The 23,881-nt window shown below is 49.5% G+C and carries 30 protein-coding genes and 1 pseudogene; 28 read left to right on the top strand and 3 right to left on the bottom strand.

Annotated elements, in window-relative coordinates; translation table 11 throughout:
* Positions 1-232: 232 nt before the first annotated feature.
* The 21 genes from JKK62_RS13545 (at position 233) to JKK62_RS17835 (ending at position 14,365) form a co-directional block, all read left to right on the top strand.
* Entirely contained in the window at positions 233-427 is a 195-nt protein-coding gene (locus JKK62_RS13545) for a hypothetical protein (RefSeq protein WP_201428348.1), read from the top strand.
* 176 nt (positions 428-603) lie between these two features.
* The gene (locus JKK62_RS13540; RefSeq protein ID WP_201428347.1) at positions 604-1,191 is read left to right on the top strand and encodes a hypothetical protein; all 588 of its coding nucleotides are present in this window, start codon (positions 604-606) and stop codon (positions 1,189-1,191) included.
* A gap of 15 nt (positions 1,192-1,206) precedes the next feature.
* A complete protein-coding gene (locus tag JKK62_RS13535) occupies positions 1,207-2,097 on the top strand; it encodes a capsid protein (protein WP_201428346.1) in 891 nt (296 codons plus the stop codon).
* A gap of 12 nt (positions 2,098-2,109) precedes the next feature.
* Positions 2,110-2,379 carry a hypothetical protein gene (locus tag JKK62_RS13530; protein WP_201428345.1) on the top strand — a complete coding sequence of 90 codons (270 nt, stop codon included), beginning with the start codon at positions 2,110-2,112 and terminating at the stop codon, positions 2,377-2,379.
* 2 nt (positions 2,380-2,381) lie between these two features.
* Positions 2,382-2,771: a head-tail connector protein gene (locus JKK62_RS13525; protein ID WP_201428344.1), complete on the top strand. Its 390-nt coding sequence runs from the start codon at positions 2,382-2,384 to the stop codon at positions 2,769-2,771.
* A complete protein-coding gene (locus JKK62_RS13520) occupies positions 2,768-3,106 on the top strand; it encodes a hypothetical protein (protein ID WP_201428343.1) in 339 nt (112 codons plus the stop codon). Before JKK62_RS13525 ends, JKK62_RS13520 begins: the two co-directional genes overlap by 4 nt.
* The gene (locus tag JKK62_RS13515) at positions 3,106-3,495 is read left to right on the top strand and encodes a hypothetical protein (protein WP_201428342.1); all 390 of its coding nucleotides are present in this window, start codon (positions 3,106-3,108) and stop codon (positions 3,493-3,495) included. The genes JKK62_RS13520 and JKK62_RS13515 overlap by 1 nt, the downstream gene beginning before the upstream one ends.
* Entirely contained in the window at positions 3,492-4,001 is a 510-nt protein-coding gene (locus JKK62_RS13510) for a hypothetical protein (RefSeq protein ID WP_201428341.1), read from the top strand. Before JKK62_RS13515 ends, JKK62_RS13510 begins: the two co-directional genes overlap by 4 nt.
* Complete coding sequence (locus JKK62_RS13505; protein WP_201428340.1) at positions 3,994-4,440, top strand: phage tail tube protein; 447 nt, start codon at positions 3,994-3,996, stop codon at positions 4,438-4,440. The genes JKK62_RS13510 and JKK62_RS13505 overlap by 8 nt, the downstream gene beginning before the upstream one ends.
* Positions 4,441-4,510: 70 nt before the next feature.
* Positions 4,511-4,831, top strand: coding sequence for a hypothetical protein (locus JKK62_RS13500; RefSeq protein WP_201428339.1), 321 nt, complete (start codon positions 4,511-4,513; stop codon positions 4,829-4,831).
* A 29-nt stretch (positions 4,832-4,860) separates the two neighbouring features.
* On the top strand, positions 4,861-5,139 hold the full coding sequence (locus tag JKK62_RS13495) for a hypothetical protein (protein WP_201428408.1): 279 nt from the start codon (positions 4,861-4,863) through the stop codon (positions 5,137-5,139).
* A gap of 12 nt (positions 5,140-5,151) precedes the next feature.
* Positions 5,152-7,893 (top strand): phage tail protein, encoded by a 2,742-nt coding sequence (locus tag JKK62_RS13490; RefSeq protein ID WP_201428338.1) that lies wholly within the window; start codon positions 5,152-5,154, stop codon positions 7,891-7,893.
* A 14-nt stretch (positions 7,894-7,907) separates the two neighbouring features.
* A complete protein-coding gene (locus tag JKK62_RS13485) occupies positions 7,908-8,306 on the top strand; it encodes a DUF6711 family protein (protein ID WP_201428337.1) in 399 nt (132 codons plus the stop codon).
* A 12-nt stretch (positions 8,307-8,318) separates the two neighbouring features.
* On the top strand, positions 8,319-9,581 hold the full coding sequence (locus JKK62_RS13480; RefSeq protein WP_201428336.1) for a hypothetical protein: 1,263 nt from the start codon (positions 8,319-8,321) through the stop codon (positions 9,579-9,581).
* A complete protein-coding gene (locus JKK62_RS13475; RefSeq protein ID WP_201428335.1) occupies positions 9,559-10,365 on the top strand; it encodes a hypothetical protein in 807 nt (268 codons plus the stop codon). The genes JKK62_RS13480 and JKK62_RS13475 overlap by 23 nt, the downstream gene beginning before the upstream one ends.
* Positions 10,366-10,493: 128 nt before the next feature.
* Positions 10,494-10,988: a hypothetical protein gene (locus JKK62_RS13470; RefSeq protein WP_201428334.1), complete on the top strand. Its 495-nt coding sequence runs from the start codon at positions 10,494-10,496 to the stop codon at positions 10,986-10,988.
* A 4-nt stretch (positions 10,989-10,992) separates the two neighbouring features.
* Positions 10,993-11,772 (top strand): leucine-rich repeat domain-containing protein, encoded by a 780-nt coding sequence (locus tag JKK62_RS13465; RefSeq protein WP_201428333.1) that lies wholly within the window; start codon positions 10,993-10,995, stop codon positions 11,770-11,772.
* Between the two features lie 10 nt (positions 11,773-11,782).
* A complete protein-coding gene (locus JKK62_RS13460) occupies positions 11,783-12,007 on the top strand; it encodes a hypothetical protein (RefSeq protein ID WP_201428332.1) in 225 nt (74 codons plus the stop codon).
* On the top strand, positions 12,000-12,167 hold the full coding sequence (locus tag JKK62_RS13455; RefSeq protein WP_201428331.1) for a hypothetical protein: 168 nt from the start codon (positions 12,000-12,002) through the stop codon (positions 12,165-12,167). The genes JKK62_RS13460 and JKK62_RS13455 overlap by 8 nt, the downstream gene beginning before the upstream one ends.
* Positions 12,168-12,231: 64 nt before the next feature.
* On the top strand, positions 12,232-12,726 hold the full coding sequence (locus JKK62_RS13450; protein ID WP_201428330.1) for a phage holin family protein: 495 nt from the start codon (positions 12,232-12,234) through the stop codon (positions 12,724-12,726).
* Between the two features lie 10 nt (positions 12,727-12,736).
* Entirely contained in the window at positions 12,737-14,365 is a 1,629-nt protein-coding gene (locus tag JKK62_RS17835; protein WP_201428329.1) for a peptidoglycan-binding protein, read from the top strand.
* A gap of 96 nt (positions 14,366-14,461) precedes the next feature.
* Here the strand turns inward: JKK62_RS17835 and JKK62_RS13440 are convergent.
* From JKK62_RS13440 to JKK62_RS13430, 3 genes and pseudogenes are all read right to left on the bottom strand, one after another.
* Positions 14,462-14,554 (bottom strand): annotated as a pseudogene (locus JKK62_RS13440) (manganese catalase family protein); the annotation flags it as partial.
* Between the two features lie 2 nt (positions 14,555-14,556).
* Positions 14,557-14,805 (bottom strand): spore coat protein CotJB, encoded by a 249-nt coding sequence (locus JKK62_RS13435; RefSeq protein WP_201428328.1) that lies wholly within the window; start codon positions 14,803-14,805, stop codon positions 14,557-14,559.
* Entirely contained in the window at positions 14,798-14,998 is a 201-nt protein-coding gene (locus JKK62_RS13430) for a spore coat associated protein CotJA (protein WP_243411855.1), read from the bottom strand. Before JKK62_RS13430 ends, JKK62_RS13435 begins: the two co-directional genes overlap by 8 nt.
* 221 nt (positions 14,999-15,219) lie before the next feature.
* Here JKK62_RS13430 and JKK62_RS13425 point away from each other — a divergent pair, with 221 nt between their 5' ends.
* From JKK62_RS13425 to JKK62_RS13395, 7 genes are all read left to right on the top strand, one after another.
* Positions 15,220-16,035, top strand: a complete 816-nt coding sequence (locus JKK62_RS13425; protein WP_201428327.1) for an amidohydrolase family protein — start codon at positions 15,220-15,222, stop codon at positions 16,033-16,035.
* Positions 16,036-16,237: 202 nt separating this feature from the next.
* Positions 16,238-16,681, top strand: coding sequence for a GNAT family N-acetyltransferase (locus tag JKK62_RS13420; protein ID WP_201428326.1), 444 nt, complete (start codon positions 16,238-16,240; stop codon positions 16,679-16,681).
* A gap of 157 nt (positions 16,682-16,838) precedes the next feature.
* Positions 16,839-18,530, top strand: coding sequence for a S1C family serine protease (locus JKK62_RS13415; RefSeq protein WP_201428325.1), 1,692 nt, complete (start codon positions 16,839-16,841; stop codon positions 18,528-18,530).
* Between the two features lie 138 nt (positions 18,531-18,668).
* Entirely contained in the window at positions 18,669-19,148 is a 480-nt protein-coding gene (locus tag JKK62_RS13410) for a DUF2975 domain-containing protein (protein ID WP_201428324.1), read from the top strand.
* 6 nt (positions 19,149-19,154) lie between these two features.
* On the top strand, positions 19,155-19,370 hold the full coding sequence (locus JKK62_RS13405; protein WP_201428323.1) for a helix-turn-helix domain-containing protein: 216 nt from the start codon (positions 19,155-19,157) through the stop codon (positions 19,368-19,370).
* A gap of 22 nt (positions 19,371-19,392) precedes the next feature.
* Positions 19,393-19,902, top strand: a complete 510-nt coding sequence (locus JKK62_RS13400) for a hypothetical protein (RefSeq protein ID WP_201428322.1) — start codon at positions 19,393-19,395, stop codon at positions 19,900-19,902.
* A gap of 304 nt (positions 19,903-20,206) precedes the next feature.
* Positions 20,207-23,833: a response regulator gene (locus JKK62_RS13395; RefSeq protein ID WP_201428321.1), complete on the top strand. Its 3,627-nt coding sequence runs from the start codon at positions 20,207-20,209 to the stop codon at positions 23,831-23,833.
* The last annotated feature ends 48 nt before the right edge of the window (positions 23,834-23,881 follow it).

Raw genomic sequence — 23,881 nt, 5'->3', positions numbered from 1 at the left:
CTAAAATATAAGTACAATAAGAATAGGTTATTTGAGGTGGACAATTTCGTGGCATCCACACGCCGATGGTATGACAGGAAGTAATTCCGAGAGATGCAGGAGTACGCCACGCCTGCCAAATAACCAAGCTTTCAGCCACTTGTACTCTTTGTATAAGTGGCTGTTTCTATATCGTGATTTGACCGTTCTCTATGAGGGCGGTTTTTTGATGCCCAAAAGGAGGTGATATGATGTGGAAAAAGCTGTAAAAGAGAAGAACGTCAAGCTGAAAGTCAAGCGTGCTTTTTACGACAAGACCGACAGCTTGAAGCTGAAGAAGGTGGGTGAGGAGCTGGACGTCAGCCCCGACCGCGGCGAAAAGTTGATATCGTTGGGTCTGGCTGAGAAGCCCGACGCCGACGCACAGAAAGCGACTGCTGAAAAGTAGTCGCTCTTTTTATGCCCGAAGGCTTGAAACTACGGGAGGACACCGTGAAAAACTGAGTTGTATAGCGGTTGAGATTGCCGCGGCATCAATGCCTCGCAATGACGATTGATACAACAGGGGAGGACACCCCGAAAACTGATACAGAGAGACACTCTTACAACTGAAAGGAGCTTATTATGAGCGAAAACAATAACCAGAATCAGCAGAACAACCAGCAGAACCAGCAGAATCAGCAGGGCGGTAATCAGACCACCCCTGAGTTTGACTATGACAAGCTCGCAGGGATCATCAGCGGCAAGCAACGCGCCGATGAGGAAACGATCCTCAAGAACTACTTCAAGAACCAGGGGTTATCCTCTGACGAGATGAAGCAGGCGATCGCGGCGTTCAAGGATCAGAAGGCGAAGAACACGCCCGACGTCGGAAAGCTGCAGAGCGATCTGAGCACCACGCAGAACGCTTTGATGCAGGAACGTATCAACACCGCCGCGATGAAAGAGGCGCTCAAACAGGGCGTCCCGATGGCTTCTGTGGATTATCTGCTCCGCATGGCTGATCTGACCAACGTCACCGACGAAAACGGCAAAGTCAAAGACGACGCCCTCACCGCAGCCGTCAAGAAGGTCCTCGAGGACGTTCCCGCGCTCAAGGGTACCCAGAGTGCAGGTGGTAAAGGCTTTAATAGGATCGGCGGCAACGGTAAGGATGACGATGATGTCGACCAAGATATGCTTCGCGGCATCTTCGGCGTAAAAAAGAAATAAAAAGGAGAATGATATATGCCCTTGAATTATGTAACCACATTCGGTAATGTCCTCCGTGAACTGTACGGTCAGGCGCTGCTCAGCGACGATCTGTACCATTCCAATGAGGACATCCAGATTATCAACACCAAGAATCTGAAGCTCCCCACCCTTTCGGTGTCGGGCTATAAGGATCACACCCGTGCCGCGCAGTTTAACTCCGGTATCTACCAGAACGATTTCCAGCTCGTGTCGCTCGATCACGACCGTGACATCGAGTTCGCTGTGGATCCGATGGATGTCGACGAGACCAATCAGGTCGTATCGGTCGCTAATATCCATAAGCGTTTCGAGAACACTCAGGCGATTCCCGAGCTGGATTGCTACACTTTCAGTAAACTGTACACCGAAGCCGTCCGCGCCGGCGTTACCGTTGATAACACCGCTCTCACTACCGCGAATATCCTCGGGAAGCTCGACGACGATATGGTTGCGTTGGCAGATGAAGGGGTACCGCTCGAGAGATGCATCCTCTATCTCACCAACGGCACCCACAAGCTGCTGAAAAACGCCCAGGGCATCGAGAGAGAGCTGAATGTCAGCGGTAGCGGCAACCGTATCGATCGCCGCGTCTATTCGCTGGACGATATCGGCAAGATCAAGAAGGTTCCCTCCGGTCGCTTCATGACCGCCTACAATTTCACCAATGGTTATGCTGTCGCTGCTTCCGGCAAGCAGATCAACTACATTCTGGTTGATCCCGAGGCACAGGTCTCCCGCGTGAAGTATTCCTACATCAAGATGTTCGAGCCCGGTTCCGATAGCCGTACCTCCGACCGCTATCTGTACCAGAACCGCCGCTTCAACGGTACCTTCGGTATCGATGAGCTGCTGGCAAAGGGCTGCCGCATCAACGCGGCGTCGTAAGGAGGCGATAACATGCTGAGAGCTGTTAAGGAAAACCGCGAGTATAACATCGCCAATGATGTTGAGAAGGAGACGTACAGGGCACGCGGCTTTGATATTGTCGATGAGAAGGGTAATCTCAAGGAGCACGCCATCGGCAAGAAGGTGCCTTTGGAGGAGTTCGAGACCTTGAAGGCGGAGCGCGATAAGCTCGCCGCGGAGAACAAGGAGCTGAAGAAGCAGATCAAGGAGCTCAAGAAGGGCGACAGCGGCAAGGAGAACGATCCCGGAAAGGGTGAGTGATCATGCCTGATCTCTATTCCGCTTTGATCGCGAATGATCACGAGCTGTTGGACACTGTCCTCGCTGATACAGAGATCACCTACAGCGAGGGCATCCTCCCTGTCGTGAAAAGCGTGTGCGAGGATATCAACACACTGACCTTCAACCGTATCACGGATTATGCCGCTTTGACGCGGTTCCAACAGGACACGCTGCTGCGTGTGTGCGCTCGATTTCTGACCTTCAAGGACGATAATGCCGAGCTGCTCAGTTCAACGCTCAAGTCATACGCGATCAGCGGCGTGTCGATGAGCTTTGACGATGCGGCGGTGCTGCGTGTGGGCGGCGTGATCATTCCGCAGGAAGTATTCGGCTTGCTGCGGCAGACAGGACTGACGTGCAGAGTATTATGAAGTATGTGAAATTAGTACCCGATTCCGTGTGCAGGATCCCGATCCACGTAAAACTGCACGGCGAAGGTCTCAGCGAGAAGGGCGAGCCCTTCACCGACTTTGAGGCGGATCTGATGTGCAATTACCAGGACGGCGCAAAGACCGTGATGACCGAGCAGAAGAAGCTGGTCGAAATCAGCGCAAAGGCGTATTTCAACGGCGATATCGCGCCCGATATGGCGGTGATCTCCGGCGGTGAGGTCAAGGTGTTCGGCGCAAGGCGTCATGTGTTGCGCGGCATCAAGGCTCGTAACCCCGACGGAACCGTCAATTATACCTGTTTGGAGCTGATCTGATGTCCGGATTTGATGTCAGTTCTACGGTTGAGATCGACATGCCTGCCCTGGACAAGCTCACCTCGTCCCCGACAAAGGCGCTGAAGCAGACTGCCGCGGCACTGTTGAGCGAGGTCAAGAACGCGGAGGTTTTTCCGTTTGAAACCGGTAACCTTCAAAATGAGAGCACCTTTGTGGATGACAGCAAAGCCTCATCCGGACAGGTCGATCTCGTGACCGATACGCCCTATGGCAGAAGGCTGTACTACCATCCGGAGTACAACTTCAACCGTGAATTTCATGCCAACGCTCGCGGCGAATGGTATGAGCCGTGGCTCCCCGGCGGTCAGCACGAGGATTTTGCCTCGGAGACCTTTGCCGCAATATACAAGAAGGAGAACAACTTATGATCAGTGTGTTTGATGTTTTGACATGGTTGAAACGGGCTCCTGTTTATCACGAGTTGTTTCGCCGCGGCTACTGCGGCAAGCTGGATAACAAGCCCGACAAGGCGATGGGCGTTTATCCGCTCAAACGCAGCGGCCGCCCATACCGCGCTTACGGCGGTCTGGAAAGCTATGAAATCATCGGCATATCGCTGCTGATCCACTATACACACAATATGGAGCAGTCGCAATTTGCCGCGGAAAAAATCTTTGAATTCCTGCGGACACCTTTACCGAGTGATCTGTCGAGAATCACCGACAGGCGGCCGGACGCAGAATATCCCGACGAGGAAGTCCCCGCCTGCCCGGTTCATTACCCGGACATCGACAGTGAAGCGACACGCAGAATCAAATTTATCGATCTGACGGTTCCCGAACCCGTGTTTTTCGGTACCGATGACTACGGCGTTTTTGAATTCGTCATTGAGTTTGAACTTTATGTAGAAAAGGAGAATGAGAATAATGCCTAACACCCCTACGACCGGTGTTTTTCCGTGCTATGAAAACCAGTTCGCTATCGGCGCGTCGGGCAACGAAACGCCTGCTACGCCGATCGCGGATATGGAGGAATACTCCGTCACATTTGATAACGGCGTTGAAGAGTGGCACGCCTACGGCGAAGAAGGATGGGTCAAACGCATGATGACCTCGAAATCCGTCAAAATCAGCGTCAAGGGTAAGCGTAATGTCGGCGACGCCGGCAACGATACGGTGGCAAACATCGCTTTCGAAAATGGCCGCAGTGCAGAAAAGAACTTCCTGTGGACATTCCCCAGCGGTGCTACAGCACTGTTCAAGAGTGCTGTTGTCAGTGTCAGCGCTTTGGGCGCCGCCGCGGCTACCAACGTCGGACCTCTCGAATTCGAGGTTCAGAGCAACGGCAAGCCCGTCTTTACCCCCGCGGCATAAGGGCCGTAATCAATCAGCGGAGCTGTCATCAGGCAGCTCCGTATTTTTATACCACAAAGGAGAATGAACAATGGCAAGAGTCGTTGATATTACCGACAAGCTGAACTTTGAAGAAAAGCCCCGACTCCGCATCCATGGCGTTGAGATCGAGGTCAACAACAAAGCGACTGACGTTCTGGAGATTACTCCCACTCTGAAAAAGAAGGAAGATATCACAACAGAGGATATCTATCATCTGTTTGACGTCCTGTTTTCGAAAGAGGAGCAGGAGAAGGTCAAACAGCTGGAGCTGAATTTGGAGGATTTCGGCACCTTCATCATCGAGGCGGCAAATCTCATTTCCGCTACGGGTGATGATGAGGGGGAACCTCAGACCCCTACTACGACCTGATAGAGGACTATGACGTCATTGTAGCCTCTATGCTCAAGCAGTACGGGGTCAGAATGTACTCCGATGAGTTTCGGGAAATGACCTGCGATGAGTTTTATTCCTTATTGTCAGGTATGGATCCTGAAACTCCGCTCGGGAAACTGGTTCAGATCCGTTCAGAGAACGATCCGAAGATCCTCGAGCATTATACTCCCGCTCAGCATAAGATCCGAAATGACTGGCGGGCTCAACATTCGCATGTAAACAAAGACGAAGAAGCCCACAAAGCCTTCCTGGATCAGATGGAGAGCTTCTTCGCCTCTATGTAAGGAGGTGACAGATTGAGCGAAATCGGCAAGATCAAAATCGGTCTTGAATTGGACAAGCGCAACTTCAATCGTGAAGTCAGCAGGGTCCCTTCCGAGGCAAACGCAGTCGGATCAAAGATCTCGGGCGCGTTTAATAAGATCGGAAAGACGGTAGCGGCGGCATTTTCCGTCAAGGCAGTTGTCAGCTTTACGAAAGCCGCGGTCAAATCTGCCGCCGAAGTACAGGCAGCAAATTCCCAGTTTGAGCAGACCTTCGGCAGTCTGTCAGACAGCGCGACCGCCGCAATGGAGAAGGTCGCCAATGAAAGCGGTATTATCAAGAGTCGGCTGCAGGGCGTCGGTACCTCGATCTACGCCTTTGCAAAAACGACAGGGATGGATTCTTCTAATGCGCTGAAAATGATGCAGGAAGCGCTGCAGGTCACCGCCGACAGCGCCGCATATTATGATCGCTCTCTCGAGGATACCGCCGAAAGCCTGAAATCCTTCCTCAAGGGTAATTATGCCAACGACGCCGCTTTGGGTCTCTCATGTACCGAGACCACACGAAATACCGCGGCAAACAAGCTGTACGGTAAATCCTTCAAGGATCTGTCCGAAGCTCAGAAGCAGCTGACCCTGCTGCAGATGGTCAAGGACGCCAACGCCGCGTCCGGCGCTCTCGGACAGGCAGCACGTGAATCAGACGGTCTCGAGAATGTCCTCGGCAATCTGAAAGAAGCGTGGAAACAGTTTATCGCCGTGATCGGAAAGCCGATTTTGACGGCTGCCGTTACCGTGATCCAGAAGATCACCGCCGGGTTAGCTGCTCTTACAGAAGCAGCTAAGTCAGCTTTTTCATCCCTGGGTGATCTGTTCGGATGGAAAACCGCCGATGATACAACTTCGGCGGTACAGAGTACCTCCGACGCGATCACTACCGCAACCGATAACCAGGAGGATTTGACCAAAGAGGTCAAAAATACCAACGAGGAGGTAAAACGAGGCGTTGCTTCATTCGATAAGCTCAACGTGATCTCGGATTCCTCGAGCGAATCGGACGATGACAGCTCCGATACCGCCTCAAGCGCCGGTGACTCCGGTTCGTCCGGAATCAGCGCCCTGACATCGCAGGCGAACTCCGCCGCTGATAGTATTTCGGATAAATTCAAGAATACATTCAAGGATTTTTATGAAAAATCCGGATTCAAGAATTTCGTCGACAAGGTGCAGGCAGGGATCAATAAGGTGAACTGGTCTGCGATCGGCGACAACTGTAAGAGTATTTTCAACAGTTTGAAGCCTATCGCAAAGGCGGCATTCGAGCAGATGCAAAATGTCGGACAATCCGCCTTCGGCGCGATAGGATCAGCGGTTGGCGCTTGTATTCAGATCGCCGGCAAATCCTTCCAGACGTTTACCGGCGGCGTTGACAAATGGCTGAAACGCGACAAAAACAAGATCATCGATTATATCAATACGATCGGTAATAACTTTACCCGCGGGTTCAATGGACTCGGTCGAGCCTTTGATAATATCGGCGATATTGTCGGTGACAGCATCGACCGCATGCGGCCGCGGATGGAAGAGTCTATTGCCAATCTTCTGTCCGGCTTCACCGATTTCTACGGCGGTATCGGTACAGTTGTATCCGGCATATTTGCGGTTGCCAGCGAATCACTCGCTGATTGGCTGGAAAAGGACTCCGAGACGATCGGTTTGTTCCTGGACAATCTCCAAACGATCGGCGCTGATGTGATGGACTTCTTCGGCCAGGTGTTCGGCGATATCGGCTCAACACTGTCGAGCTGGTGGAACGGCGACGGTGAAGGAATCTTTCGTAAGATTTGCGACGCGATGAACAATGTCGGAACGACCTTCATGAATCTGTGGAACGAATGGATCATGCCGATCTGGAATTTCATCAAGGGTATTTTTACCGATGCATGGAATAACTGTTTATCGCCGATTTTTCAAAAAATCGTAAATTTCATCGGAAAAATCGGAGAGTTCATCGCAACATTTTGGACAAATTATCTTTCTCCCATCGTAAATTGGATCATCGAGTATGTCGGTCCTATTTTATCCTCCACTTTTCAGGCGATCGGTCGCGTCTTCAGCACGGTTTTCAGTGTAATCGGCGGCGTGATCGGCGGGATTTTAGACGCACTCGGCGGTCTGATAGAATTTCTCACAGGAGTATTCTCGGGCGATTGGGAAAAAGCCTGGTCCGGAATCAAAAATTTCTTCAAAGGAATTTGGGACGGAATGTGGGCTATATTGAAGAGCGTCGTGAATCTGATCATCGACGGAATCAATTTACTCTGGACCGGAATTTACAACGTCGTTCGCGGCATCGTCGACGCGATCGGAGGTGTAGCCGGCGCGATCGGAAAGCTGTTTGGTCAGGATTGGGAGTTTAAAATGCCCGCGGAACCGCCTTTGATCCCTAAGCTCGCAAAGGGCGGTATCGTGACAGCCCCGACCCTTGCGCTTGTCGGTGATAACGCCGGCGCCGGTAACGGTGACCCCGAGGTCGTTTCGCCGTTGAGCAAGCTGCAGAATATGATGAACGCCGGCAATCAGTACGACACAACGCTGCTGCAGTCGATCCTTGACTACCTCAAGCGTCTGTATGAACAGTTTGTGATCTATACGAAGAACGGTGGTAACACCTATCAGTTTGTCGCTACGTTGAACGGAAAGACCCTGTTTGAGGAATTCGTTGAACAGGTGCGTTTATATAAAATTCGCCATGGCTCTTTGCCGTGGTAGGGGAGGGATGAGTATTGGCAAACAACTATGAAGGATGGATCCTGAAGATCAACGGAAACGTGATCCCCGGCAGTTACTTTACTGATTATTCATCTACTCCCGATCAGCGTCAGGAGTCAGACGCACAGGTTGATCAGTCAGGTGTTCTCCACAGAGCCACAATGCCGCACACCCGATCGTCTATCCGCTTTACAACACATATTCTGACGCTGGATGAAAAGATCGATCTGCAGAACCGTATGGGATATGCCTCTTCGCACCAGCGCAATGTCTACGTGGAATACTGGAACGATGAAACAAACAGCTACTATTCCGGAACATTCTATCTCCCCGATGTGGAGTTTTCGGTAATGGACTTTAACGCCGACACGATCCTATATAACCCGATATCGTTTGAGCTGATCGAGTATTGATGAGGTGAGAACATGATATCAGAGCTTTACGCAATTGATGAACAACTTGTCAGCAGGTATGACAATATCATCACGATCGGGATCCAGAGCAAGAGCGGCGGAGTGTGGAACGATCCCGTGCCGTTGGATCCGTCGAACATCGTATCGGAGAGCTTGGAGATCGAGCAGTCTATTTGTGATGATAAGGAGATCAAGATCGGCGGTTGTATTCCGTCTCAGCTGACGCTCAGTCTGGTCGATATCGCCGAGGATCTCAGTGGTAAGCAAATAGTCGTTACAGCACAGGCGAAATATTACGGCGATCTGTATCCTTCCGCATCTCTGTACCCAAGAGAAGATATGTATCCGAACGTTTGCTTTACCGATCAATACGTCTTGTTTGTCGGTCCGATTTATTCCTGCAAAAAGACAAGCAATTACAGGATCAGGAAGCTTATCGCCTTTGACCGTATGTATTACCCTTCCACGATTCTGTGTAAGAACAGAGTGTATAACTATTTGCACACATATGATCCACAAACCGCGCCGGAATATACTTTTTCAACTATTATTAATTGGTTTTTCTCGAAAGCAAGGCTTTCTTTTGATCGTTCCGGTTTCATCAACAGAAACACTGTTCTGTTTTTGAATGATACTTACTGGCAGGATCTTGCGGATGACAATACAACGTTCTTGGAGTTTTATCGCTGGTTATGCGAGCTCAACGGCGTATTTTTGATTGAAGATGCCCCGACGGAAATCTCGAGTGCTCGTGCACACCCTCGTGTGATCTTTCCGTATCAAAACATGAATACCGTCTATGTCATTTCGTCTTATGCGATCAACGGATTTGATTACGATGATTTCATCACAAAAGAGATCCGATGGGGACAATTCAAGTTCAACAAAAGTAGAAGGCGTGTATTCTTTCACGTTGATCCCTACGAAGGATACAGCCGTTACTATTCGGATAATCCCGTTTTGAACAGTATAGCCGATTGGTCGTATGTTCAGCCGATCATCGAAAATCTTGAAGAAGCTTATTCAACTGATCATACGGCAAAGATCACCGGTAGTGTATATCGGTACCGTCCGTTCAAAGCATCGATTTTCAACCGCTGGTGGGTGCAGGTCGGCGATCGGATCCGACTTCCTACCAATGATCCCGAGGTCCCGTTTGTCGAGAGCATTGTCCTCTCCAGAAAGATCAAGGGAATGTACGGTCTGACGGTTGAGATCGAAGCGAAGGGCGTTGAAATCATGGGAAAGGAGAATGACGAAGAAATCAATGAATAGTTACATCAAAACCGAATGGAGAAACGGACAAGCTCCGGCACTCAGTGCCGAAAACCTCAACAAGATCGAAAACGGACTCGAGGCTGTTACCAATGAAGTGATCAAATCCGTTCAAAATGTTCAACTTACGGGTTCGGATCCCTATCCGAATGTTAACAGCGCTACCGCAAACGACGTGGCCTATCGTGTCTTTGTTTCAGGAAGCGGAAGCCCGTGCGGATGGCTCCGCTTTTGCGGTAGTAAAAACTACGTCGGTGATGTTTCTGTTGCTCAGATCCGTTTGGATATGAACGGAAAGATCTACAGAAGGAAAGGCACTGCAAATAGCGGTACAGTAACATGGGAGAGCACTTGGGCAGCGTTTGAGCCGGGTGGTATTTTCAAGATTAACGAAAATACCGTTCCCGAATCTGCAAACTGGGGTGATTCGATCCCCGAAAGTTATGCAGGACAGAACGGTGAAGCGGGAGAGCTGGCATTTTGGGAATATGACGATGAATTTTGGGGGCTCTTCGGTGTAAATTTAGATCCGGCAACCGGCATTATCAATTACGATTGGCTGAAAATAGCGACTGAAATTGATATTTCCGACTTGAAAACAGAAAAAATGTCCCGTGCTCCCCTCAACCCGACCGCCGAACAGATTGCCGCCATGTCAACCGGTCAGCTTTACAGTGATACTGTCAATCATAAGGGAACCATCAAAGGCGGTCAGTCGTTTTATGATACAACGTATATAGACTCTATGGTCGGAAATATCGAAACCCTGTTGTCGGAAGTGTAAACTTTTTCTTAATAATATAAGTAATATTACCTCAAATATGCAATTTTTTTCGACATATCGGCATAGATGGAGAGGTGGCTCCCTGCCTTTGTGCAGGGGGCTTTTCAATTTAACGGAGGTGAATGTATATGAGTGTGGCAAGTGAGATCACACGCATAAAAAATAATATAGCGGCAGCTTACAATGAAGCCGAAGCAAAAGGCGCAACAATGCCCGCGACGGAGAACAGTGACAATCTGGCTGATACGGTGGCGAGTATTCAGAGTACACCCACCTTGCAATCCAAAACGGTAACTCCTACAACGTCACAACAATCCGTAACTCCCGACAGTGGTTATGATGGCTTGTCGAATGTTACCGTCAACGCGACACCGCTTGAAGCTAAATCGGTCACGCCGACCGCTGAACAGCAAGTGGTTACTCCGACCGCTCCGAATATCGGCTTGTCAAGCGTTACAGTTGGTGCGGCTCCACAGCCCACCCTTATCACAAAGCAAATCACAGCTAATGGCACATATGCCGCTGAGGATGATAATGCGGATGGGTATAGTGAAGTGGCGGTGAATGTGGATTTAAAAGCGTTTGTCAACAACATTGTCAACGCTGAACTGAACGAGAGGTGATAACATGGCAGAATATGAAATCATTCCGAAAGCGATTTTAGACGCTATTGAAGAATCAATAAAGAGAAAGCGCGGGGAGACCGCACCGATCAGCCCGAGTCAAATGCCGTTGGCTATCGACACGATCCCGTCAAGCGTAGACGGTACAGACGTACCTGTCGGGGGTATCTATTTTACTAAACCTGACAGCAACGGCAACCCTACCGAGTGCTATATTATCGGGTATGCGCCGAACGCTGAATATACATGGACAAGTCAAATAGGATACTCATACTTCCCATATTTAAAAAAAGTATCGTTTGTCAACTGCTTAAAAATCGCAAGCATAGGTACCTCTGCGTTTCAGAGTTGCGCCTCGTTAACCGCAGTTAATTTTCCTAACAGCATCGCAAGCATAGGTACCTCTGCGTTTCAGAGTTGCGCCTCGTTAACCGCAGTTAATTTTCCTAACAGCATCACAAGCATAGGTACCTATGCGTTTCAGTACTGCGCCTCGTTAACCGCAGTTAATTTTCCTAACAGCATCGCAAGCATAGGGGCCGATGCATTCTATGGTTGCACCTCGTTAACAGATGTCACCATTGAAAGCGGTTTTAACTGTAATGGTCTCAATCTCTCAGCGAGTACCCAATACACCACTGAAACCATCGTATCATGGCTTGAATCCTTAGCGGATAGAACAGGACAAGCGACGTTTAAGTTGACCGTCGGAAAGACCAATCTCAACAAGCTGACTGCCGAGCAGAAAGCCATCGCCACAAACAAAAACTGGACTTTGGCATAGGAGGGATATTATGAGAATAATTGACGAAGGACAGTTTATCAAGCTGTTACCTGATGACGGAATGATTTTGACCGATGTTGCGACCGAAACCATGAGAGCGGAAGAAATCGACCTCGGCAAGAGCGACAGCGCGGAGAACTACAAGGATATCCCTATTCCTGAGCCTACAGGCGACCTCACCGTAGACGATACGCTCGCTATGCTGAACCAGATGGGAGTTGAAACAGATGATTAGTAAGGAGAAATTGCAGAAAAACGTTGACACAAGGGTTGGCGACTTTCACGATATCCTACAAGAGATATCCGACACGCTCAACAAAGGTCAGCGAAAGCAACTGTTGAAGAACGAAAAGATCAAAAAGGCGTTTGACTTCTTCAAGGTTGAGTATGAATAATAATAAGTCAAATCACGTCGAATTACTCGGCGTGATTTTCATTCAACAGAAAGGATTGATTTCAATGAAAGAATTTTTTCAGATCATTGTCGCCGGAGCGCTTGGCGCGCTGGCGGCTTATTTCGGCGTGCTGATGATCCCGCTGGTTGTGCTGATCATCGTCATGTTGATTGACTACATCACCGGTATGGCGGGCGCCGCCTACACAGGTAAACTCAACAGCCGTGTCGGTGTGGTCGGGATCATCAAGAAGGCGGGGTATCTCGCTTTGGTCGCGGTCGGAATGGTAGCGGATTATCTGATCAGCTCCGCACTGTTGAAGATCGGTATCGATATGCAGATCAACTATTGCTTCGGTATGATTATCACCATCTGGCTGATCATTAATGAATTGATTTCCATTCTTGAAAACCTCGGCGAGCTCGATGTGCCCCTTCCGGGCTTTTTGGTCAACATCATCAAGACGTTAAAGAATAAGGTCGAAGATACTGCCGACGGCAAATATCACAAGAAAGACTCAGAAGTCGATACCGACGGGGAACATTACAAAGAGGAATGAGGGAATGCCTATGGCGAGTATTGTGAACACAAAAGGGGTTGACATATCTGACTATCAGGGCGACATAAACCTGTCAAAGGTTAAGTCTGCCGGCTATAACTTTGTGATGATCAAATGCGGTCAGGGCGGAAATGGCAGAATCATTGATTCGGAATTTACGGATAACGTAAAGAAAGCCGAACAGCTCGGTATGCCTTGGGGCGTCTATCTCTTCACCGAAGCCTGTTCGACGACGGCAATCAAGGACGAGTGTGACAAGATCGACAAACTGCTGAAAGCTGAGAAAGCAAAAGGATATAGACCTACACTTCCGATTGCTTTAGACCTCGAGTATGAATATCACATTGCCGATGGCGGCGGTTGGAATGAATCCAACGTCAAAAATATCACGGCGGTATTCGTATCTGAGATGTTGAGGCTCGGCTATTACCCGGTAATCTATACTGGATATTATCAGCTGCGCGACTGGATCAGCACCGATACCATTGTTAAGTGCGACGTTTGGCTCTCACAATGGAACTATGCGCCTGACTGGACAAGGAAACTGGGACTTTGGCAGTACGGCGGTGAGAAGAACTATCTTGAGAGTAACTCCATTCCCGGCGTAGGAGTTATTGACAAAGATAAGGTCTACAAGGATTATCCTGCAATCATCAAGAACGGCGGATATAACGGCTGGGGCAACGGCACGCCCAAACAGATTGACGAAGGCACAGCTGCTCAGCTGATCATCGATACCGCTTACGCTCTGCTGAACGTAGACGAACACCCCGACAGTTGTGACATCATGAACTGGTACGGCACATTCAGCGACGACATCAACGATGTTGCCTGTTGCTGTGCCGGTCAAATGTATCTTTTCAATCATGCCGGCGCGCTTGATCTTATCCCCGGCGGCAAGGTTGCGGATTGTGGATCCCTTTGCAGAAATTTCTATGATGCTGATCAGCTCTATGGTCCCGACGAAGTCCGGCCCGGCGATCTCGTGATCTTCTCGTGGAGCAAGGAACGGTCTTCGTACTGGCCGGCATCCTCTCTCGAATATAAGACGCTCGATCATGTTGAACTCTGCGTCGCTGTCTATGATGACACGATCAAGTGTATCGGAGCTAACAACGGCGGCGACGAGTGTGATGACTTCCAGATCAAAACACGCGATAAGTCGAACATCTCGTGCTGCTGCCGTCCAAAGTATTCCGACTATTCCTATGAACCGTATTCTGAGAACGAAGAGGTCTACTCCGAGGATGAATCTTCGGTCGCGTCTGTTCAGTCGTGGCTCAACAACAACTACAGCGCCGATCTTGATGTCGATGATATCTATGGTCCCAGGACAAAGGCAGCGCTTGTCAAGGCTCTGCAAACCGAGCTAAACCGACAGTGCGGCGCCGGCCTTATGGTTGATGGTATCTATGGCAATATGACCAGTTCTGCGGCTGTATGCCTTTTCGTTGGCGCTCAAGGCAACATTACGAAGATACTGCAGGGCTTCCTGATCTGTAACGGATACAGCACCAACGGCTTTGACGGCATCTTCGGCAGCGGCACTATGAATGCCGTTAAGTCGTTCCAGAGAGATAACGACATTACAGCCGACGGCATTGTCGGTCCTGTTACCTGGATGCTTTTGGCGGGTTAATCATCGTCGCTTGACATTTACACTATAATGAATATAATTAAAGAAAAAGCCAGCCTCATTCTTTGTGGCTGGCTTTTATCTACTTTTGGAGTATGCACCACCGTACTGTGTGATAATGATTTTCGCGAGCGCGGGGTTGGGGTTCTTGATCTTGACCGGATATTGCAGTTGCTTTTCGTATACAAACATAGTTAACCCTCCGTATCCCAAGGCCACGGGTCTTTGACCCAAGCCCATGTGTTGGCGTCGTTTTCGCATTTGGTCAGCGGACCGAATTGCGCCTCAAATTGTGTTATCAGCGGTTCGAGCTGACTTTCATATTCCTCGCGCTTCTTCAACATTGCGGCGTCACCCGGATGGGTGTCGAGGAATAGGTCGATATCGGTGACGGCAAATTTGAGGGTGCCGATCTTTTTGAGCATCATATCGCGTTCAGTCATTGTCGGCACCTCCGCATTTACTGCCGTAGAACGGCTTGTGCAGCGCGCGGAACAGCGTACCGTTCTCATATCCGAGCACCGCCTTGCACATTTCGGGCTCATACGGCTGGTAGGGGATGTATGCCATCGCTTCGGTCGTATCCTTCGGTAACGGCGCGACGCCGTATTCAGCCATGATCGTTTTCCTGTCCATGAATCATTCTCCTTTTGCTCCGATCTGTATGGAGATATAGGATCAGCGTGACAGATCGGAATGATGATGGCGATTCGCCACAGTACATACTATGCCGAGGTCGGCGGAATGCGAGTATGATTCTCTGTGATTGAGAAAGAAACGACTTTTCATCGGCAGTTTTTTTCAGATTCCGATTGATTCCTGCGTTTGATTGTGATAAAATGAATGTCGGTGATTCTATGTTGATCGATACCCATGTGCATATCGGAACGATACTTGATTTTGAGATGCGTGAAGAGGATGTAATTTATTCTATGAACCGTTACGGGGTGGATTTCTCATTGGTGTCCGGCGTCAACGCGGCTGAGTTTGATCATAACGGTCAAAGGATTCCCGACGCCTTGCAGACGCCGCAGAATCAGGTGTTCGAGAGCACCCTCCGTTTCGCTCGCCGTTATCCCGACCGGATCGGCGTGACGCCGTGGATGAAGCTCTATGCGGAAACACCCGATGATGGATTTATCCGCTTGCTGGAGGAGAATCGAGAGCTGGTCTACGGACTCAAACTGCATCCGTTCCATTCACGTGTCGCGCCCGATGATCCCCGTGCCGAGGCGGTGTATGAGATCGCGCGAAGGTATCATTTGCCGGTCGTTTCTCACACCGGCGGCTGCGAGGAGGCGCGTTCCGTCCATCTGTACAATGCCGCGCTCAAGCATCCCGATATCAGCTTTGTGATGGTGCATATGGATCTGGGCTCCGATAACAGCGAGGCGATCGAGCTGCTCGGCAAAGCGGATAACCTGTACGGCGATACGACATGGGTGCCGGTCAAAAGCACTCTCAAAGCGATCGAGCGATGGGGGAGCGGTAAGCTCCTGTTCGGCTCCGACAATCCCATCGACGGTCCCGATACCTATCTGCATAACAAGACCGGTGACAGATCGCTGTATCAGGAATACTTCAATGAATTCCGCGCGATGATCAGCCCCGAGGATTATGACAACATCATGTATCGCAACGCAGCAAGATTGTTCCGTATCGATCTGAAATAGTCTTTGCTGGTTACAGTGTGGCATAGACCATGCTATAAATCGTCATTGCGAGGCGATAAGCCTCCCTTTCCTAAGGGAGGTGCCGCAAAGCGGCGGAGGGTTGCCGTGGCAATCTCAACCTACAGAGTGTCATTGCGAACCCTGACACTCGTGTCGGGGTGTGGCGATCTTAACCATTAATATTCGATTAAGGAATTATACCATGTTCAGAAGAATAACAGAAAACGATTGGGAGCTTTACCGTCATTATGTCGATGTGTTTTATCACACCGATGTGGTGAACGCACCCGTACCTGAGGAGAATTATCGCGCCACCTTTGATGAGATGCTGCGCAGTGACGCCTATGTCAAGGGCTACATCTTTGAATGTGACGCGACGCCCTGCGGATTTGTGCTGCTGTCCAAGACCTTCTCACAGGAGGCGGGCGGTGTGAGCGTGACCATCGAAGAGATCTACATCGATCCCGAGTACCGTTCACGCGGCTTGGCGACCGAGTTCTTTGACTGGCTCAAGGCGCAGTCCGGTATCATGCGGCTTCGATTAGAGGTCGAGGATTATAATGAAGGCGCCAAGCGTTTGTATGAGCGCATGGGCTTTGAATTGTTGCCGTATTTACAGATGGTGATCGACAAACAGCGGCAATGACCGGAACGTTCATGTTCTGTTCATAATGTATTCATATTTTTTTGTTCTTTGTTCATACAGATGACACATAAAAGCTTTATGATAGTGTTATATTCAGAAAGTATATTGCGCCTTGATTCGGCGTTACGATAAATGGTAGAATAACAGGAGGTATATTATGTCTGATAATCAATATGAAAACCTGCATTTCCCTGAAGATAATGAAAAAACAGAGCTGTTGCATGAGACCCCCCGGCAAGCGGCTGAGAGCGATCACGCTGCTGTACCCGATCCCGTTCACAGATCGGAACCGATTCAGCAGCCCGTAGACCCGCAGGAGCAACGCCCCTATCACAATCCTTATGTCGATCGCGGCAACTATCAGCAGCCTGTTCAGCCGAGACAGGACGCCTATCAGAATCCTTATCGAGCTGCCGGCACACCGTCATACAGTCGTCCTGAGCCCACTCCCGCGTCGACTCCGAGTCAGCCGAATCAAAACCCGAATGACGGCTTCTATCATTACAATACCCGCGCGACGGAAAACAGCCGTAACATCTATTCCGGCGTTTCCGATACACCGCAAAAACCGGTGAACAATTGGAGCACGACGAATTCCGCGGACAGCGGTAACAAAAAGGACAAAAAGTCCGGCGGCGGTATGTCGAAGGGCAGTATCGCGCTGTTGCTCATTATCTGTATCATCGTTTCCGGATTGACCGGTTTCGGCGGCAGTATCCTGGCACAGAAGATCAACGCTTCCAAGTATGAAAGCAACGACACCGGCACGATGGTCATCCATAAGGTGAATACCGAAAAGGAAGACGCTGAGAATACGGTCGATAAGTCGACCGAGACCATCACCAATGAGGTCGCGGATACCGTCGTAGAGATCACGACCGAGGTCATGCAGACCAGCACATTCTACGGTCAGTATATTGCTCAGGGCGCGGGATCCGGCGTTATCATCAGCAAGGACGGCTATATCGTCACCAATAACCACGTGATCTCCGGCGCAAGCTCCATCAAGGTCACGACCCGCGGCGGCGACAGCTATGACGCTAAGCTGGTTGGTACCGACGCTAAGGTGGATATCGCGCTGTTGAAGATCGAAGCGTCCGATCTGCCTGTCGCGGTATTCGGCGACTCATCCAAGCTCGCGGTCGGCGCGAAAGCGGTCATCATCGGCAACCCCTTGGGCACGCTTGGCGGCTCCGTCACCGAAGGTATCATCTCGGCGCTGGATCGCTCCATCGTCATCGACGGCAAGACCATGCACCTTATGCAGACCGATGCGGCTGTCAACCCCGGTAACTCCGGCGGCGGTATGTTTGACGGTCAGGGTACGCTTGCGGGTATCGTTGTCGCAAAATCCTCTTCCGAAGAGATCGATAACATTGGCTTTGTCATCCCGATCAACGACGTTATCGAGATCATCGATGATCTGAAGGATTATGGTTATGTTCGCGGCAGAGCGGATACCGGTATGACCTTCATCGATCTGTCAAACAGCATGTTCGCGTGGTACTATTACGGAACCTCTCAGGCGGGCGTCTATATCAACTCCGTCGAGAACGGTTCCAATGCCGCTAAGGCAGGCTTTGCTAAGGGCGACCGCGTTGTATCGCTCGACGGTAAAGAGGTCAGCAAAGCGGATGATATCACGACCGTGATCAATGATAAATCCGCAGGCGATAAAGTCACGTTCGAGATCGATCGCGGCGGAAGCAAGAAGACGATCGAGCTGACGCTGGATGAGGACGTCCCCGATCAGAACAACACGAACAGCAGCAGTAGTCAATCCAATAACAATAACGGCAACGACGGCAGCCAGGGAAGCAATCCCTTCGGAATGTTTGGTAACAGATAATGAAATCATAAGGTTAGTATCAGAAACTGTCACCCCTAAGGTGGCAGTTTCTTTGTTGTTAAAATTTATTGTAATTCGATAAATTCATCTTGACTTTCAATAAGTTCTCTGTTACAATCGAATTATGGAGGTGAGAGAATGAAATTGAAAACTCTCTCAATTTGGATCAAAGCAGTCCTCTTGGGATTTGCAGTTTGCGGAGCAGGTATTCTGGGCTTTGCCGTTCCGTCGATCGCTAAGTCATTGGTGGCGGCATATCCGGAGTTTGCAAGCGCCTATATACCGTGGACGATTTTTCTTTGGATCGCGGCAGTGCCTTGCTTTATTGTATTGGTGCTTGGTTGGAGGATCGCTTCTAACATCGCCCGTGACAACGCTTTTTCTTTGGCTAATGCAAAGCTGCTAAAAGCCATAGCGATCCTATCAGCGGTTGATGCAGTATATTTCTTTATTGGAAATATTGTTTTACTGCTTCTGAACATGAACCATCCTGGTCTTGTCATGATGTCGCTGGTAGTTGTATTCATCGGTATAGCGATCTGCGTTGCTTCATTCGCGCTTTCTCACCTGACGTCCCGAGCTGCCGATATCGAGGACGAGAACCGTTATACGATTTGAGGTGACATGATGAGTGAAATCATTTTTAACATTGATGTGATGCTTGCTAAGCGCAAGATGAGTGTGACCGAGCTTTCGGAGAGGGTAGGGATCACCCTCGCCAATATGTCCATCCTCAAAAACGGCAAGGCAAAGGCGGTCAAGGTGGAGACTCTGCGTAAGCTATGCGACGCGCTGGACTGCCAGCCCGGCGATTTGTTGGAGTTTCGTAAGGATGAATAATAGTATTAGCCGGAGGATTGTTATGAAAAGCATAAAAGTTTGCGTTTGCTTAATAATTGTCTGTTTTTTTACAATCCCTCAAACCGGATGTATACCTGATAAAGACGGATGTGTAAATGTGACATGGTTAGATTCTGATACATATACCTATTACAATAAAGTAGACGTGCGAATGTCTCCTGATTCGGATTCTCTCTGCCTCAATTTTTCCTCTGATCCGAAAGATAACTTCAAATGGGCACAAATAGCAGAAGGATATATCAAACGTTTTGCTTATGATAAAGGTAAGCTGTACATAGAATTTTACGATAAATGGATAGTTTTTAATGTCGATGATTATCAAGCAGGATCATTCAACTATGAATTACAACAATATGATTCGGAAACAGATGTACGGATGGTATGTGACCGTTTTGATGATCTCGAATGGAAAACAGGAGAATTCGAAAAGAATTGGGAAACGATAAAGGATCTTCCTCAAGAGTATAAATCTACTTCTGTTTTTGAATGGAAAGAAGAAGACTTTGAATAGAAAGAAGAAGACGGAGATCTGTATTTATCACGCGTATAAGAAAAATTGTAATATGATCAATAACACTCCCCCAAAGAGTTTGAGGGAGTGTTCTGATTTAGAAGTATATTTTTATCAATATAGATTTGATTATTATATACTGATATGATAAAATAACTATGTATAGGTTTGTAATAAACAACTTGGCTGATACTATATCAGTTTTTGAATCGGTTTTCCGATATTCGTATGATGCAGAAAGTCCGATTCATGATAGTCAGAGGTGAAATGAATGCTTCACATAAAAACAGTCGGAAATCGTGCAGTGCGAGCCTTATTCTGTATCCTGTTCGTACTGATCCTCAGTACTTCGGCTTTTTCCGTATCCTTTATCGCAGAGGAAACCGAGATCAAAACCGTGAAGGTCGGTTACTATGAGAATGAGGTGTTTCAGGAAGGCGCGAAAGAGGGCGCGATCAAAAACGGCTACGCCTACGAGTATTATCGCAAGATCTCCGAATATACGGGCTGGAAGTACGAGTATGTCTACGGAGAATACAACGATCTGTATGAGATGCTTCTGAGCGGAGAAATCGATTTGCTGGCAGGTCTTGCGTGGAAGCAGGATCGTTCCGCCGTGATCGGTTATCCCGACGCCCCGATGGGTAACGAGACCTATAACCTTGTTAAGCATATCTCTGCGGATGATATCACGGTCAATCCCGAAACGCTCAACGAAAAGACGATCGGCGTTCTGAACAGCGCGATGGTCGAGACGTTGAATCAATATCTTGCGACCAACCATATCACCGCGTCCGTAAAGACGTATAATGATTATACCGTTTTGTTTGAGTCGTTTGACTCGGGAGAGCTGGATGTGATCGCAGTAGAGGGAGACGGCTCCTACGGCCGCGATAACGCCGAGGTGCTCACTCCGTTCGGAACCTCCGACTACTATCTTTGCGTCAACAAAGCGCGTAATGATCTTTTGAAGGAATTGAACGACGCGCAGTCGACCATGGCGGTGGAGGAGCCGAACTGGCTTCATTCCCTCGGCAATAAGTATTATCCCGCCAGCATTTCGGCACGGGCTTTTTCTCAGGCTGAAAAAGAATGGCTCTCCTCCCATGATGACCTCAGGGTCGGTTATCTTGAAAACTATCTGCCCTACAGTGATACGGACAAAGACGGCAATGTGACCGGTATCGTCAAAGACATGATCCCTGAAATGCTTACCGATCTCGGGCTTTCCGACTTAAAGATCACTTATACCGGGTACAAAAGCTATGACGATATGATTGCCGATATCACATCGAAGAAAATAGACGTCGCGTTCCCTGTCGGCGGCGGACTGTATTTCTCGGAGGAAAACGGGATCTATCAGACCATGCCCGTCACCTCCGCTTCGACCGAGCTGGTACATAAGGGAAATTACACGGAGGATACTACCTCACACTTTGCGGTCAATGAGAACAACCGTATGCAGTATTATTATGTCCGCACGAATTTTCCGAACGCGGAGATCACCTTTTATCCCAGTATCGACGCGTGTCTGGATGCTGTTGTTTCCGAAGAGGCGAGCTGTACGACGCTCAACGGTCTGCGCGCGAATGATATTCTGAAGAATAAAAAGTATAAGGATCTGGTGCTGCACCAGCTGACACGCAACGATGACCGCTGCTTCGGCGTCGAGATCGGCAACGAAGGTTTGTTGAAGCTATTGAACCGCGGCGTCAATGTGGTCGGCAGTGATTACGCGCAGAATATCTCCTATCGCTATACACAGGATCTTTATACCTACGGTCTCTGGGATGTGATCGCGGATCATATGCTGTTGTTTATTTCCGTGATCATCGTGATCAGTGCCGTGATCATCCTTCTGTTGGTGCGTGACAGAATCCGTACAAGGAAACAGATACGCGAGAAAGAGGCAGCCCGTATCCGCCTTGAGGAGAAGAACGCTGAATTGCAGGCGAGCCAAAAGGAATTGGCACAGACGGATGAGATCATCTCCGACGCGGGCTACGGTATGTGGATGATCATTCTGGATGAGGGCAAAGAGCCCCGTTTGCGAGCCAACGCCAAGATGAAGCAGCTTTTGGGCGTAGAGGGTCAAGACTTGTCGGAGGAAGAGATCTATGAAGCGTGGCATTCCGGGATCCTGCCCGAAGATCTGACTTCGGTAGAGCAAAGCGTACAGGAAATGCTCGAGGGCAAGCTGTCCGAAAACACCTATCGCTGGGAGCATCCGACAAAGGGCGTGCTGTATGTTCGCTGCGGCGGTACGGCGAAAGAGATCGAACCGCGTCATCAAATGCTGCAGGGCTACCACAGTGACGTCACTGATTTGGTGCGTGAGGAACAGGCGCAGAAGGAAGCGCTCAAAAATGCGCTGGCAGCGGCGGAACACGCCAATCAGGCGAAAACCATCTTCCTCAATAATATGTCGCACGATATTCGTACTCCGATGAACGCGATCGCGGGCTTTACCGCGCTGGCGGCGTCCCATATCGACAACAAAGAACAAGTAAAGGATTACTTAGGCAAGATCTCGGTATCCAGTCAGCACCTTCTCTCGCTGATCAACGACGTATTGGATATGAGCCGCATCGAAAGCGGCAAGATGACTCTGGAAGAAACAGAGGTTCATCTGCCGGCGCTGATCCACGATTTGCGGACGATCGTTCACGCTAATATCAGCGCAAAGCAGCTGGATCTGTTTATCGATACACAGGATGTGGTACATGAGGACATCATTACCGATAAGCTGAGACTGAATCAGGTGCTCCTGAATATCATGTCTAACGCGATCAAGTTCACGCCGAACGGCGGCATGATCAGCTTCCGTCTGACAGAGAAGCCGTCCGTCTCTAAAGATATGACGAAGCTCGAATTTCGTATCAAGGATACCGGTATCGGCATGACCGAGGAATTCCGGAAAAACATCTTTGACGCGTTTACGCGTGAAAAGACCAGCACGGTCAGTGGCATCCAGGGTACCGGTCTCGGAATGGCGATCACGAAAAACATCGTCGATATGATGGGCGGCACGATCACGGTCAATTCCGAAAAGGGGAAGGGATCTGAATTCATCGTAGAGATCACCTGTCGCGTCTGCGGTCAGGCAATAGAACCCGAGCCGATCCCTGAGCTGAAAGGCTTACGCGCGCTGGTGGCGGATGACGATATCGATACCTGTCTTTCCGTATGTTCTATGCTGCGTGAGATCGGTATGCGCCCCGACTGGACAAACTACGGTAAAGAAGCCGTGATCCGCGCGAAGGACGCGCTGGATATCGCCGACGAATTCAAGGTATATATCATCGACTGGCAGATGCCGGATCTGAACGGCATCGAAACCGTGCGCCGTATCCGCAAGGTCATCGGAGATGACGCGCCGATCTTTATCCTTACCGCTTATGACTGGAGCGATATCGAGGAAGAAGCATTGGAAGCGGGCGTCACCGCGTTTTGCTCCAAGCCGCTGTTTATGTCGGAACTGAGAAATCTGCTGGCGGAGCCTTTCAGAGAAAAGGATGAAAAGTCGGAAGAAAACACAGTTGCGGATTTTTCCGGAAAGCGTGTGCTTCTCGCGGAGGACAACGAGATGAACCAGATCATCGCCGAAACGATCCTGACAGAAGTCGGCTTAACGGTGGATATCGCGTCCGACGGAGAGATCGCCGTTGAAAAGATGGAGTCGGAGCCCGCGGGCTATTATGACATTATCCTGATGGATATCCAGATGCCGAAGATGGATGGCTATACCGCCGCGAAACGGATCCGTAATATGGATGATCCCGCCAAAGCGAGTATCCCGATCGTCGCGGTTACGGCAAATGCCTTTGAAGAGGATCGCAAGATCGCGCTCGAAGCCGGCATGGACGGTCATCTTGCCAAGCCCTATGATATCCCCAAGATGATGGATACATTACAAAAGCTGTTGAGCTGATCATAAAACGATAGATAAAAACTCCCTTATGGTGATTCTACCATAAGG

It is taken from the genome of Ruminococcus difficilis (genome assembly GCF_016680995.1).
This window is presented reverse-complemented; position numbering and strand designations above follow the sequence as displayed.